The following is a 15414-nucleotide window of genomic DNA, read 5'->3' on the forward strand; positions in this document are numbered from 1 at the left end:
TGCCCGTTCTTGAAAAGGTACAACATCTCAGTTAACATAAACAAAATACTCCTCGTACTATGCGAATAATTCATACTGCTGACTGGCATTTAGGGCGACGTTTTCGAGGGATCGATCGCACTTTTGAAATTGCGATCGCCCTCGAACAGATTTTGAAGCAAGCAAAAGCCTTGGATGTGGATGCTGTGCTCGTTGCGGGCGACATTTTCGACGTACCCAACCCTCCCGCTTACGCCGAACGCATTGCTTATAACTTTTTCTGCGAACTACAAGCCGCCGGAATTCCCGCAATTGCGATCGCCGGTAATCACGATTCGGCCTCCCGCATCGACAGCATCGCGCAATTGCTTTCCCTCGCCGGTGTTCGCGCTTTAGGCAAACCCAGGCTTTCCGCCGACGGCGGCACAATTACTCTTAATACAAAAAGTGGTAAACTTTGTGTGGGAGCGATGCCTTTTGCTTCCGAACAAAGACTGTTAGATGCTAATTCTCTCTGGCAGTCGGGCGATGCCGATCGCCGAAAAGATTACCGCGAAATCGTAGCATATTTACTCGAAGATTTAACCAGAGAGTTTAGAGACAATACTGTCAATTTTCTCATGGGACACATGAGCATTGACGGCGCTCGATTGACCAAATCCGAAGTCGCTTATTACACGCGAGAAAAATACCTGCTATCATCGCAAACTCTGCCGCCGGAAGCTCAGTATGTTGCCCTCGGACACATCCACATTCACCAGCGGATTTCTGAGACTTCTCCCGCTTATTATTCCGGTTCCTTGATTCAGCTAGATTTTGGAGAAGCGGAACAGGAAAAAGGATTTTGCTTGATAGAAGTTGAGCCGGGAAGTCAGGCAAAGGTGGAATTTAAGCCTGTGGCTTGCCACAAGCCGTTAAAAGTGCTTAAATGTCATAACGACAATCTCGATGAAACTTTACAAGCTCATCAGTACCATCCGGGTTTCTTGAAAGTAATTGTCGAACTGGACAGTCCGCAAATCGGACTTGCCGATCGAGTGCGCCAAATCTGTTCTCAAGCGCTGTTAATTGAACCGCGCTATCCAGATGCAGCGCTAGAAGCAACAGAAATAACTAATATCGATCCCAATAATTTTGATCCGGCAGCCGAGTTTTGCAACTATTATCAAAACCGATTGGGAACGACACCGAAACCGGCAGTATTGGAGGAATTTAAAAATTTGTACAAGAAGTTTAAGGAAACAGTTAACAATTAAATGCGTAAAAAGATACAATCTACACTCTCAAATTTTACATAGTTTTAAGACGGAAACCCACGCTCAATGTCGCTTGTAGTCGAGTCTAGATCCCCCTAAATCCCCCTGATTGTTGGGGAGTAGGGGTTGACTTTGATAATACTCTTGTTCCCCCCTTATTAAGGGGGGTTAGGGGGGATCGGGAAGACTGTAGAAGGAAGACACTAGACCGGAATATAACAATCTAAAACCCCAAATCTAAAATCTAAAATCAGTATGCGTCCACTCGAACTTATTCTCGAAGGATTTACCAGCTTCCACCGCGAACAGCGTTTAGATTTTTCTCAACTCGATTTGTTTGCCATTACTGGTGCTACAGGTGCGGGCAAATCTTCACTGCTAGATGCCATGACTTACGCTCTTTTTGGCACGACTACTCGCAGCGGCAAACAAGTAAGTGATTTGGCAAGTCAAGGCAGCGAAAATTTAAAAGTGCAGTTGCGTTTTGCTGTGGGTTCGGCACAGTATCGGGTGACGCGAAGGTGGCGTTTTCGTCCGAAATCTCCCGAAAATAAGGTGATTTTGGACAACTGGCAAAATGGCCAATGGGAAACTTTGGGGACGAGTATCGTTGCTGTTCAAAATACTATTGAACAGATTTTAGGAATGGATTTTGATACTTTTACGCGCGCAATTGTTCTGCCTCAAGGCAAGTTTGATGAGTTTATTAAAGGGGATACTTCAAAACGTCGGGAAATTTTGCGGCAGCTAGCAGGATTTGAGATTTTTGAGCAGATGCGGAAGGAAACAAATGAGCTCGCAAAGTTGCTGAAACAGGAACGGGAAATGGTGGAAAGGCAGCTAGCGGATTTGAGTGCGCCGACGGCTGATGAGGTGGATCAAAGACGATCGCAACTTTTGATTTTAGAACAGCAGTTGCCCGATTTCGATCGCGCCGTTATGAAAGCTCAGAAGGCTCTAGATGAAGAGGAACAGCTATTTTCGCAAATCGCTCGCTGGCAAGAGTTACAACAACAACTGACCCAATTAAATGCTAATTCTGCTGAGGTTGCAATTTTAGCACAGCGTTTAGAAAGAGCGCAAGCTGCCAATCATTTACAGGGAGATTGGGCTTTAGTGCGATCGGCTCGCACTCAGTATGAAACTGCGGAAAGTGCCTCGGTGGCAGCGCGAAAGCAGTTAATTAAAGCTCGCTCTGAGCTGGCAGTAGAGCAGCAGCAACTTGACGCGGCAAAAGCCAAAGAAGAGGTGCTAGCGCCACAAATTAAGGCTCGCGAAGATGCTCTAGCTGCTGCTAAAGTATATGAAGAACAGCGCGCTCAATTAGAAAAAGAAGTTGCGCTTGCCCAAAAAGTTCAACAGGAAAAACTCCGCTTTTTTATGGCAGCAGATAAAGACCTGCAAGCTGCTAACACTAAAATTCAAGGCGCGGGTTTTCGAGTTACTCAAGCAGCGGCACAGCTCGAACAGTATGCGCCGGGAGGAAAGCGTTTAGAGCGATTGCAGCAAATTTCACCCTTATTGATGGAACTTCAGCTAATTACCAAGCAGCAAAAGACTCAGCAAGAACAGTTGGATAAATCTCTGGCAGATAAGGAAAAAGCTCAACAAAATTATGTGAAGGCTACCACTAATTTAGAAGCCGTTGAACTCAGGCTAAAAGAGTGCGCCCGCGAGTTAGAAGTGGCCCAAACCGCTAATGCGGAAGCGGCACGTTTAGAGAGTGTTGCTGCTATCAGAATGTCGCTGAATTCTGGCGATACTTGCCCGGTGTGCGGGGGGGTGCATCCTGAGAGCGAGAGCCTGCCTCCTTTGCCAGATTCTAATATTGTCGATGTCGCTGGTTTGCGGCGGAAATTGGCGGGGGCAAATCAGCTTTTTCAAGATGCTCAAAGGTTGGCTGCTGAGGGAAAAAGTGCAGTGGCAGCCTGCCTGCAAAAAGAGTCGGAAATTGCTCAAATGCTCGAATTAACTGCGAATAGAGTTGCAGAATTGCAGCAGCAAATCACTCAAGTTCTGGAAAATTCTCAGTGGGAAAGCTTGGGGTTGCAGCAGGAGTTGGCAATCCTTAAAGAGAGCGATCGCCAATACCGCGAAACCGAACAGCAGTTCCAACTGGCATCATTGGAATATGATAATTTTCAGGAAAGATTTAATTTGGCGGTGGCGACTCAAGCAGCTAAACAGCAGGAATATCAAGATGCGATCGCCGAATCAGACCGCCGCCAGCAGCAGTTCCAAAGTTGTGTAAATGCGCTTTATCAAATTACCGAATATCAACCTTATGCTAATTTAGCAAAAGTCTTAGAACAAGACAAACAAGACTTGGCAAATCTGCTTAAAGTTGCCGAAAAATCATATCAAACTGCTCAAAATAAGGTTATTCAAGCAGCAGAGAGAGAGCAACAAGCTGGAGAGGCTTTTGGGCAAGCCCAGGCTCATAAACAGCAGCTAAACCTCGATTGGTCAGCAAAATTAACGGCGGCTGATTTCACAGAAGAGACCTTTTTAGCAGCGGTTGCGACAGTTAAGGAACAATCAGAATGGGAAAATGCTATTCGCTTTCACCGCGAATCAAAAATTCAGTTAGAGACGCGGGCAAAAGATTTGAGCGAGGCGATCGCAGGCAGAACTACCGATGAGAATAATTTAGCACAAGTGCGATCGGCAAAACATACCGCCCAAGAAAACCTCAAACAAGCCAACAACAACCGCGCCGAACTGTTAGCTTGGATTCAAGTAGCAGCTCAAAATCTCGAACAAGCCGAAAGACTGTCACAGCAAATCACAAATTTCACAGAACAAGAGCAAACTTATCACACCTTAGCGCAGAACCTCAAATCCAACGAATTTCAATCCTACATTTTAGAACATTTAGAAGCAGAATTAGTCGGCAGCGCCACATTAATTTTGCAAGAATTAACCGAAAATCGCTACAAACTAATAAACCAAGACGGCGAATACTGGGTAGCAGATAATTGGAACGGCGGCGAAGCTAGACGAGTGCGTACTCTTTCCGGTGGCGAAACCTTTGCCACTTCCTTATCAATGGCTTTAGCTTTGTCAGAAAAACTGTCTCAAGGAACTCACTTGGGCAGCTTATTTCTCGATGAAGGATTTGGCACTTTAGATACCGAAACTCTCGAAAGCGTTACTCAAATTTTAGAATCTTTGCGGCAGCGAGACAGGCTGATTGGAGTGATTACCCACGTTAGAGAATTGGGCGAAAGATTGCCAGCACAAGTTAAAGTCTTTAAGTCGCCGCAAGGTTCTAAAATAGAAGTTGAAAGAGTTTAAGTCTCTACTTTTTGCGATATATTGTAGTTTTTCTAGAATTGTGTTTCTTCTTCTGTAAAGATAGGAGGCCACAATTCTGAAACGGGCAATTCCCAACCGGGGAAAAGTTCTGGTAATGTTAAGATATCGCCATTTTGTAAAATTTGTGGTTCGCCAGCCGCTCGATAAATCTTCACTGTTTCTGCATCAGGATCGATCGCAATTCCGACAATCGATCCGAGCTCAACAAACTTCAAAACCTTGGTTTCGATTGGCTTAAGGCGATCGCTTTGAGACTTAATCTCTACCACAAAATCGGGAACCAACTGTCCAAAATAACGCGGACTTTGGCGCAATCGTGCGGCGCGCACAAAGGAAACATCGGGGGCTTTGACGTTAGTATCTGGCATAATAAAGCCGCCTGCGGAGTCAAAAACTCGTCCGAGACGGCGGGGATTTACCCAAGCGAAAAGAAAGGCAATGAGACGGCTGCTGATTTCACTGGATACGATGTCAGATGGGCCCATAATTGAAAGTCTCCCGTCTTCTAGTTCAATTTGGTAATCTAAACCAGCTTCAGAAAAAGCCTTTTGAACTTGCTCAACATCTTTGACAGTCATCGTTGACATAGGAACTTTCTCCCGTTATGAGCTGATATTTCATTTTAGCACGATCGCTATTTTCAATCTATAATTTAGTCAAAAGTTTAGACTTTTTACTTGTTTGTCGGCACTTGCTAAGTTATAATGATCGCAATAGATACTTTTTGAATATAGTAAAACTATTTTTTAAATCATGTCAGCCAAAGATATCTTTCACAACACAGTACGTGCGGCTTTGGAGAAAGATGGATGGACAATTACTCACGATCCTCTGTTTCTAAAAGTAACTTCTCAAGTAAAAATGCAGATAGATTTGGGAGGAGAGAAATTACTTTCTGCCGAAAAGGGGAGGCAAAAAATAGCAGTAGAAGTAAAAAGTTTTGTGGGCTTGTCGGCGCTGTCAGAATTCCATACGGCTGTTGGTCAATTTCTTAATTATCGAGTAGCATTGGAAAAATTGGAATCAGAACGAGTGCTGTATTTGGCAGTGCCTACAGATATCTATCAAGATTTTTTTACAGACTCGTTTGTTCAAACTGTGTTAGAACGATATCAAGTAAAGATGCTGGTTTTTCATGTGAAGGGACAGGAGATAACATTATGGAAAGATTAGATTATCGCCAGTTAGTTCAGAAAGTCATACATCAACACGCGACAGAGCAGTCTGAGCAAGATGTAGAAACCACTGAAATTGTTTTCGATACGGAACGCGACCGCTATTTATTGTTGTATGTGGGATGGCGGGATGAAGAACGAATTCATGGATGTCCCATTCATGTTGATATCAAAGATGGAAAGATTTGGATTCAGCGCGATTTTACGGAAGCAGGAATTGCCAATCAATTTCTAGAATTTGGAGTCCCTAAAACAGATATTGTGTTGGGATTTCGATCGCCTTATGTACGGCAATTTACTGGATTTGCGATAGCGTAGATCATTAAATAATCTCCCAAACAACAAAATTCCTACAACCCCGACTTATCCAATGATTCGGGGTTCTAATCTGTAAGTTATGTCAATTTAGTCAAACCCCCCCAAGAAACAAATATTATATGAAAAATGACCCCACTCGAATGCAATCAGTACAGTCGCCAATAATTCCAGTAGTAGGCGAACTGATTCGCCAAAATCCGGGAACAATATCTTTAGGACAAGGTGTAGTTTACTACAATCCGCCACAAGAATCATTTGAGAAAATTCCCGAATTCTTCGCAAATCTCGACAATCACAAATATAAAGCTGTCGAAGGAATTCCACAATTACAGGATGCAATCGCAGCCAAACTCAAAACCGATAACGATATAGAAATTAATAGCAAAAACTGCATTGTCGTTACCGCCGGTAGCAATATGGGATTTACCAACGCCATTCTTGCTATCACCTCAGCGGGGGACGAAGTTATTATCCAATCACCTTATTACTTCAATCACGAAATGGCGGCAATTATGGCAAATTGCCGACCTGTGATAGTAGAAACTGACGCCAAATATCAACTTAATCTCGATGCTATAAAAAAAGCAATTACCGACAAAACGCGAGCCATAGTTACCATTTCACCAAATAATCCCACTGGTGTTGTTTATTCAGCCGAAGCACTCCAAGAAGTTAACGAAATTTGTCGCCAGCACAACATATATCACATCAGCGATGAAGCCTACGAATATTTTACTTATAACGGCGTCAAACACTGTTCGCCCGCCGCTTTTCCCAACAGCAGCGAACATACAATTTCCCTGTTTAGCCTCTCCAAAGCCTACGGTTTTGCGAGTTGGCGGATCGGGTATATGGTAATACCAGAACACTTGCTCGTTTCTGTGAGAAAGATTCAAGATACAATCTTAATTTGTCCGCCCGTAATTTCTCAGTATGCAGCCCTGGGAGCCTTGCAAGTTGGTAGAGGTTACTGCGATAATTATGTAAGGGCGATCGCATCCGTGCGCCAACTGGTATTAGACGAACTCAATACCATCCAAAATTTGTGTACAATTTCCCCAGCCTGCGGAGCATTTTACTTTTTCTTGAAAGTTGATACTGAAATCGATACAATGGAATTAGTAGAAAAATTAATTCGCGAATATCACGTAGCAGTGCTTCCCGGTACCACCTTCGGCATGGATAACGGCTGCTATTTGCGGGTTGCTTACGGTGCTTTGGAGAAAGCAACCGCCACCGCAGGTATTAGGAGATTAGTTAAAGGTTTGAAGACAATTTTAAACAAGTAAAATAGGAAGATTCAACATGGTTGCCACTAATTTAAAAGCAAATACAAATATCCAAGATACCTCCGCTGCAAGACTGGCAGACTTGCGCGATTTGATGGCAGATTATGAATTAGATTGCTATTACATCCCAGCGGTTGACGAACACTTAAATTTATCCGTTCCAGCAGCGAAGCAGCGGCGAGCTTGGATGTGCGGTTTTACGGGTTCCGCTGGTGATTTGTTGGTTGGCAAAGATTCCGCTTGGTTGTTTGTGGATTCCCGCTATTACGAACAAGCCGAATTGCAAGTCGATACTGGAATTATTCAAATATCGAAACTCGGCTTAGAAGGAAATTTAACCTTAATTGAAACTTTAGAAAAATTGGCTGTAGAATCAGCCAAAAAATCAACTAAAATTCGCATGGGTTTTGACCCGTTTACCGTAGCGACAGAGCAATATCAAAATTGGGTGAAAAAATTTGCAACTGCGGAGATTGAACTCATACCAATCCCGGAGAATTTGACCGACAAAGTGCGATCGCAAACTCCTTGGCAAACAGCAGAGACTTTACCCGCGATTGATGCAGAGCCCATATTTAGCTTACCTGTATCCCTGACAGGAGAAACTGCGGCCGAAAAATTAGCCAGAGTCAGGGAAGCGATGCAAAAAGCCAACATTGATGTGCTTCCGATTACCAACCTCAATCAAATAGCGTGGCTGTTCAATCTCCGAGGCTCGGATATTCCCCACATTCCCATTTTCATATCCTATGCCATTGTCACCACAGATTCAGCGTTTTTGTTTACAAATCCTGAACGAATTTCCCCCGAAATCAAGCAAGAATTGAGGGCGGATGTAACTTTGCTTCCCTACGCAGACTATCCGCATACATTAGAAACTTGCGTAAATTTGCCACATAAAGTTCGGGTACTTTTAGACCCAAAACACAGCACAGCAGGCACGTACCAGTTAATATTAAACCATCAAGAAGCACAGTTTTACAACATCGAAATAGTTTTTGAGACACATCCGGTAGAAGGGATTAAAGCTCGCAAAAATCCCGTAGAAATCGAGCAGATGAAATCAGCCAATTTCAAAGCAAGTCGAGCGAAAACTTTGACTTTAAAGTGGTTGACAGAACAGCTAAAAAATGGTAAGGTAGTTACCGAGTTTGATGTCAAAGAAAGCATCGAACATTTTTACCAGCAAGAAACAGATTTTCAGACTTTAACTTTTAGAACGATCGCCGGTGCGGGAGCCAATAGCTCGATCGTACATTACGGAACCCCCAGCCCAGAAATAACGTTAAAACCGGGGGAACTGCTGTTATTGGACTCAGGAGCGCAATATTTAGCAGGTACAACCGACGATACGAGAACAGTAAGTATCGGAGAACCGACGGCGCTACAAATAGAACACTACACAACAGTCTTAATCGCGCACATCAACTGTGCAATGCAGCAATTTCCCAAAGGAACAACGGGAGCGCAATTAGATGCGATCGCCCGTGCGGTATTATGGCAAGAACAGCTAGACTACGGACACGGTACAGGGCACGGAGTCGGCGCGTTTTTAGCCGGTCACGAAGGGCCCAACGGCATCAGCAAATCTGTGCAGTATCCCCTGGAAGCCGGAATGGTAACAAGCATCGAACCGGGATATTACGAACCGGGATGGGGCGGAATTCGCATCGAAAATCTCTATGTTGTCAGGGAAATGCCATCCAAAAACGGTTTGGTTTGGTACGGATTTGAATCGCTGACGTATATTCCGTTTGAGCGCAAATTAATAAATGTCGATCGGCTCTCAAAGACTCAACTCGCATGGTTAAATAATTATCATGGTGCTGTAGTCGAGAAACTGGAACCCGTACTTGATGCAGCAACACTTGAGTGGTTGAAAAAAGCCTGCGCTGCGTTAGGTTAAGCCTTGTAATTTGTCGCACATTTAACTTGTGCACCTGTTTTTCGGGAAACTCTTGTGGGGTGGGCACGCGATCCCGCCCCAAAGGTACAAAATAGCACATATCAGATAGGGACACGGCACTGCCATGTTCCTACTGTTACCTAGTTACATAGTTACACTTCTCAGGATAAAATCACCTACTGATAAATAGCTAAAACTATTACTATAGAATTTTAGGGTTTCGGGCAATTAGGTGATTTAAGTCACAGTATATGCAGACGACTACTGTTAAATTCATAATGATAATCACCCAAAACAAGGGGGTTAAGTTTTATGAAAGCCGAATCAGAAGTATCTATTTCTTTTGCCATATCTATCTTTTCAAATGAAAAATTTACACCTGATGATTATAGACTAACCTATAAATCCTATGAAGAGCTAGGTCTAATTTGTGAGAATTGTAGAGAACTTGTCTTTTTTAAGCAAGGTATAGAGAGAGTTTCTCACTTCTCTCATTTCAAAAGTACAGGAAAAAATTGTGAGTGGAGAAGGAGAACATCGAGCAATAGCAATACACAACACACTGATTCAGAGAGTAGAGAACAAAGCTTAGAAAAGTTCCAGAATAAATTTAAAGGGATTATTGAACGAGCGATAATTCAATATCACAACATCTCATCTCCTCAGTTTCTTAGTCAAATAGTTAACGGTAAAATCTTAGTTGCTGAATATAACATTAATATCGAGGCGTGGCTAAGGTGGTTTAATAAAAAGAAAAACAGAAACAAGGTTGAAAATGTCGCACTAGCTTTGTATCAGAATAATGAGTTATTATCTAATATAAATAGTAGAGTTATTTTAAATTTACTTGATTACTTGTGCGTTTCTGCTAGTAAAGATATTTTGAGAGATATCCTTTATTATGTAGTTTTTGTGGTGAATAAGGAGATAGGTGTTAATAATGATTTCGAGAAAGTTTGCTGTAAAGTCATTGAAATAATAATTTTTGCTGATTGGAAAAAAGAATACGAAATCGCACCTATCACATTCAAAGGGATTGACCACCCTAATGTAGAGGAAAAAACTCCTAAAGGTCAAATCAAGGTAGAGCAGCAAACACCTAAGCCTATTAAGTTGGAAAATGAGAAAGTAGTTACAGGGTCTGCCAAGTTTGTAGATGTAATTGGTACGACTCCGGTTATTATGAAGCTTAACCCATCTACTACCGGATACAAGTTAACCGCTTTACCTGTTAAACTCCCAGACTCTTTCTGTTACGACTTAGCGAGATATATTGCTGGTAACATCCCAAAAATGTCAGCTATCACCTACCTACATAAGGAAATAACCCGACTACAAGCTTTGTCTACTGAGTTTTTCGGCGGTATTCCTCGCACTGACTTGATATCAATGTTAAACAATTTGAAAGAGGGAGTAATTGCAGATAAAAAAATAGACCCTGCTAACTTTATCACATCAAAAAACAAGCTAAGAGAGGAGTTAAATAAATCCCCCTTCTTGACTAGCAATAGGGAGCAATATTACGGCTTTTATGAGTTAGCCATAGTTACGATAACTCAGGAAGTAGAGGACAAGGAATACCAGTATAGGTTAACTAATCTCTCACCCGATGATAAAGCCTTCTACCGTCACAATCTGCCTAGTGTACTTAACTGGGTTCGTAGGGTTACTCACAATCTAAGATCACACTTCAATGTCAATAAACCAGATACGGGGGAAATTAGGAAGTATCTACAATCTAAGTTTGATTATTCCAATTGCAAGCTTAATGTTTACTACGGGGAAAAACAACCGCGCAAGGGCTTAATCATGGAAATATCGCACCAGGGGCAAGTAATTTCTGAGCATCATATCCAAATAATCGATCCTGCTAACACAGAGAAAAGATACACCCGAACCAATGAAGAAGGAAAACCCGAACAACATGACAGACATTATGGGATAATCCCCACAAAGATAACTGTTACACCCTCTTTCAACGATCATAATGATGATGAGATATTTTATGCTCTACTAGAATGCCAAAAAACAGATAGAGAGTTAGTAACTTTTGCTAAAGCTCAACTATCTAAGGTGATTAACAAGTACATATCAGCTAACAGGAATAAGTTAGTAGGGGAAAATAAATCAGCCGTACAAGTTACAGTTGCCAAGAGTGTGGGCTTCATTGATACCGGGCATGGGTATAATGCAATCAAGAAAACCTTTCTTAAGTTCTTACGTCCTTTCACTTCTGAGAGTGCTGTAAATATGGGTAAGGTAGTAGACCTAAAAACCCTTAAGCCTTACACGGATCACGATTCAACTTTTTTACTTGAGAAGATGACAGCAGGCTGGAAAACTTGGAATAAGGCAAGCGATCGGATAATTGAATTAGGTCAACAGTCATTTAGAAAGGAAAACCCAGGAAAACTAATGCTAAATGTGCATAACTTGATACAGTCTAATCCTGAGTTAAGCTCGCTAGTATGGGATGACTTGATTAACACTTTCTATCATCTCTCTCAGTTGTCTATAGGGTTTAAAAGCTCAAAGGGTGTTATCCTTACGCCTTTTGATATTTACTCAAATGATCTTCAACGATGGCAACATAGAATCAAAATTCAGTTAATCTCTATTCTTAAAGATGGAGATAAAACTAGAACATTAGGGATTGAGTCATTGTTGCAGAGAGAGATAGAGGATCTATATTCTACATTAGATCGCCTATCCCCTACTTGGAATACTAACCAAGATATCAATAAGCATCTAGCAGAGTTACACGATTGCTTATCTGCTGCTAAAAAACTTAACCCATAAGACCAACTAGCTAGGTTATACCCGGTAAGTTATCCTAGCTCTTTCTACTAAAAGCATTCAACCTTTGACTTAGGTCAGTAAAAAGAATGAATATTTAGTAGATTTAAACAAATAAAACAGGTATATACCCTACTAATGTCAACCTGCTCTAAATCCCTATCTAGCTTAGCTTTACTTCCCACTTTTTATAGACTACTAAGATAGGACATTATATCAGAAAGCCGAGCTTTAAGAGCTTAGTTGGGTATGGGGTTCTAGACCCACTTCATACCTAAAAATAAGACCAAGGCTCGAAGTTTCATCAAGCCTTGGTCTTATCAGGAAAGCTGGTGACAGGATTTGAACCTGCGACAGGCTGATTACAAATCAGCTAGCTTTAACTACTTTTGAGGTAAACCAACGGCTTGAAGCTCTACTAGATACCCTCTGTCAAAGAAACTGGGTATGAGGCGGGTATGAAATTTACCAATACCCAGAATCATGTTTATCACCCCTGATCACAGCAAAGATGGTGTAGTAGCTAAGTACGGTAAGGTTTCGGTAGAGCGATTCCAAGGTAGCTATCGTATCCGCTGGCGGTTCAATGGTCAGCGTTACGTAATAACAGTCGGTAAAGCTGACACTGATACTACTCTTAAGGTAGCCAGTGCTAAGGCTCAAGAAATCAACAGCGATATCCTCATGGAACGCTTCGATGAGAGTCTAGCTAAATATTCTCCTAAACACGCACAAGCACTAGCACCTGTACAACGGGTAACTAAGCTTAATCTAGCAGATGTTTGGGAACACTACAAGCAAGCCCATGTACAGCGAGTAGCTAAAACAACTCAAAAAAAAGACTGGAAAGAAGTAGAGAGGTGTTTAGCTAAAGTTTCCAGTGAAGCTCTTGACCTTGACAATCCTCACTTACTATTGCAGGAATTATTGGAGCATTACAGTTCCAGCACCTTAAAAAAAGCAATTGCTAACATCAATGCTGCCTCCAACTGGTCTGTTGAAACTAAGTTAATCAGTGATAATCCCTATCACAATCTCAAAAAGCAACTGCCTAAAGGACAAAAAAGCAAACGTTCTAAAGAATGCTTTGAGCCTGAAGAAGTTAAACGCATTATTCAGTCATTCTCAAGTAATGAATTCTGTTCACCTGCTAGTGCTTACTTTCATTCCTACTACTCTGGTTATGTAGAGTTTCTAGCTTTAACAGGTTTCCGACCAGAGGAAGCAATAGCTCTCAATTGGAATGATATCAAAGAAAGAAATGGGAGGACTGTGATAGTGGTTAGCAAAGCCTACTCAAAGGGAGAGTTAAAGGATACTAAAACCTACAATACTCGAATTTTCCCTTGCAATGACCAACTTCTTAGCCTCTTAAGACGCATTCCTAAACGTCAAAATGAAAATAATCTAGTCTTTCCTAGTGTAGAGGGAGGATATCTGAATCAAGATAATTTTCTCAATCGGCAATGGCGTCCTGTAGTAATCAAACTGTACCAGTCTGGAACAATTAGCCAATACCTACCCTGTTATAATCTTCGGCACTCATTCATCACTCGCTTAATTCGGGATGGTTATGATCCATCTACCGTAGCAGCACTGGTAGGCAATAGTCCTCAAGTTATTCTAGACCATTACCTAGCAGCTAAGAAGGATTTAACCTTACCTGAGTTGTAAGTCTCGTAAATAAAACAGAAAATCAAGAGGATAGAGGCGAAAAACTTCTATCCTTTTCATTGATGTGCGTTGGTACGGTAAACCGAACATGATATTACGGTTATTTTGACCTTGATTATTCGGTCGATTCAATTAACGACTTTATATAATGAGTAATAGGTAAACACTGAACCTTGACAATTTAGGAGTCTCTTATTTTCTTGTCTTACAAGCAAGAACTTAGAGATTCTCGGTTTCTAGCGATTTTGCTATGGCAATCTCCGTTAGAACATTTTCGGGGTGTTTATATGATTATTTCCTCTCTATTTTTGACTATTTTTTAATATGACGAACTACCAAGGAACCAAAGCAATTATTGCTAATAACTTTGCTGATCGGTTAAAGCTTAACAAAGTCACCAAGGATATTTACTTGGATGGAGAACTATTTGACTTACCTAAGTTTAGGCATCAGGTTTTTCTCCACCATAATACAGTCCTAAAAAATGATAAGTATATCTATGAACTAGCCCACATCTACGCTAGGAAAAATTTATTTTCTCCCTTAGAGGATTACTTAAGTGAATGCGAGTCTAAGTTCCCAGATATAGACTACAAAGATGTTTTTAGAGAGCTTAATGAGAAAGTCCTACATATTGACCCTGATTCCTTAGAAGGAGTATTTTTACCTAAGACTTTAGTAGGTGCAGTAGCTAGAGTATTTCAGCCCGGTTGTCAATTTGATACTGTACTTATACTTAAAGGTTCTCAAGGGTTTTATAAGACTTCTTTCTTCAAAGCATTAGCAGGAGAGGACTTATTTACTTCTATGACTTTGCAAGCTTATAGCAAAGATGAACAGATGGTTTGCAATAGTAAGTGGATTATTGAGCTAGGAGAGTGTGAAGATAGTCTTACACCTTATCTCTTAAGTAAATTAAAGGGGTTTATTACGAAAACAAGCGACACCTATCGCAAGCCTTATGATAGTAGACCGATTACACTACATCGACAGTTTATTCTGGTAGGTACAACGAATAAAGATAAGTTTTTAGTTGATCCTACAGGTAATAGAAGATTTTGGTGCTTAGATGTAAACGAGAAAATAGATATTGACTGGGTAAAAGAAAATAGAGATTTGATTTGGGCTAGTGCTGTTAAAGCCTATAAAGATAATTATCCTATCTACTTAAATGAAACTGAGCAAGAAATGCTTAATGCCCTAAATAAAAAATATGAAGCAAATGATATGTGGGAAGATATAGTAGCTGATTGGGTAGAGAAACAACAAGAGCCTTTTGTTTTGAGCGATGTCTTAACTCAGGCTATAGGAAAAGAACCTAAGTCTTGGACTAGAAAAGATGAAGAAAGGATTACTAATATTCTGACAGGTTTAGGCTTAGAAAAACCCACTCAAACTAGCAGGGTCAACGGTAAGCCGGGTAAATACTGGCGAGTACCTGTGGCTGTAACTAGGTAATTGCTCAGTTACGTTTGAGTTCCAAGCTGAATCCTTTATATATCACGGGGTTCAGCTATTTTGTAACTGTGTAACCGTGTAACTGTAACATTTTAACTAATCCTTTGGATCGATCGGTCAATCTAGTTAATTGATAGACCCGGAGAAAATAAAGATCCAATGGTGTTAAACCCACATTCCGCAGATGTGATTATCTTACTGGTATTTTTCAAAAATCAAAGCCATAAAGCTTTTTTTAGTCTAAC

10 protein-coding genes are annotated in these 15414 nt (G+C 41.3%); 9 read left to right on the forward strand and 1 reads right to left on the reverse strand.

The features are described from left to right. The first annotated feature begins 59 nt into the window (after positions 1–59). Together QUB10_RS27225 and QUB10_RS27230 are read left to right on the forward strand one after the other, a co-directional pair. Positions 60–1235, forward strand: a complete 1176-nt coding sequence (locus tag QUB10_RS27225) for an exonuclease SbcCD subunit D (protein ID WP_333206302.1) — start codon at positions 60–62, stop codon at positions 1233–1235. A 255-nt stretch (positions 1236–1490) separates the two neighbouring features. Continuing rightward, a complete protein-coding gene (locus QUB10_RS27230) occupies positions 1491–4532 on the forward strand; it encodes an SMC family ATPase (RefSeq protein ID WP_333206304.1) in 3042 nt (1013 codons plus the stop codon). A 32-nt stretch (positions 4533–4564) separates the two neighbouring features. Here QUB10_RS27230 and QUB10_RS27235 read toward each other — a convergent pair whose 3' ends face one another. Further along, positions 4565–5140: a Uma2 family endonuclease gene (locus tag QUB10_RS27235; protein ID WP_333206305.1), complete on the reverse strand. Its 576-nt coding sequence runs from the start codon at positions 5138–5140 to the stop codon at positions 4565–4567. A 166-nt stretch (positions 5141–5306) separates the two neighbouring features. Between QUB10_RS27235 and QUB10_RS27240 the strand changes: the two genes are divergently transcribed. The 7 genes from QUB10_RS27240 to QUB10_RS27270 all read left to right on the forward strand — a co-directional run bounded on the left by QUB10_RS27240 (position 5307) and on the right by QUB10_RS27270 (position 15169). Next, positions 5307–5726, forward strand: a complete 420-nt coding sequence (locus QUB10_RS27240; RefSeq protein WP_333206306.1) for a XisH family protein — start codon at positions 5307–5309, stop codon at positions 5724–5726. Next, on the forward strand, positions 5714–6046 hold the full coding sequence (locus QUB10_RS27245) for a XisI protein (RefSeq protein WP_333206308.1): 333 nt from the start codon (positions 5714–5716) through the stop codon (positions 6044–6046). The genes QUB10_RS27240 and QUB10_RS27245 overlap by 13 nt, the downstream gene beginning before the upstream one ends. 119 nt (positions 6047–6165) lie before the next feature. After that, a complete protein-coding gene (locus QUB10_RS27250) occupies positions 6166–7335 on the forward strand; it encodes a pyridoxal phosphate-dependent aminotransferase (RefSeq protein ID WP_333206310.1) in 1170 nt (389 codons plus the stop codon). A gap of 16 nt (positions 7336–7351) precedes the next feature. Next, a complete protein-coding gene (locus QUB10_RS27255) occupies positions 7352–9241 on the forward strand; it encodes an aminopeptidase P family protein (RefSeq protein ID WP_333206311.1) in 1890 nt (629 codons plus the stop codon). Positions 9242–9553: 312 nt separating this feature from the next. Further along, a complete protein-coding gene (locus QUB10_RS27260; protein ID WP_333206313.1) occupies positions 9554–12040 on the forward strand; it encodes a hypothetical protein in 2487 nt (828 codons plus the stop codon). A gap of 480 nt (positions 12041–12520) precedes the next feature. Further along, on the forward strand, positions 12521–13711 hold the full coding sequence (locus QUB10_RS27265) for a tyrosine-type recombinase/integrase (RefSeq protein ID WP_333206314.1): 1191 nt from the start codon (positions 12521–12523) through the stop codon (positions 13709–13711). 324 nt (positions 13712–14035) lie between these two features. Beyond that, positions 14036–15169, forward strand: a complete 1134-nt coding sequence (locus QUB10_RS27270) for a virulence-associated E family protein (RefSeq protein ID WP_333206315.1) — start codon at positions 14036–14038, stop codon at positions 15167–15169. Positions 15170–15414 lie beyond the last annotated feature (245 nt).

This window comes from Microcoleus sp. B5-D4 (genome assembly GCF_036705145.1).
Lineage (GTDB): Bacteria > Cyanobacteriota > Cyanobacteriia > Cyanobacteriales > Microcoleaceae > Microcoleus.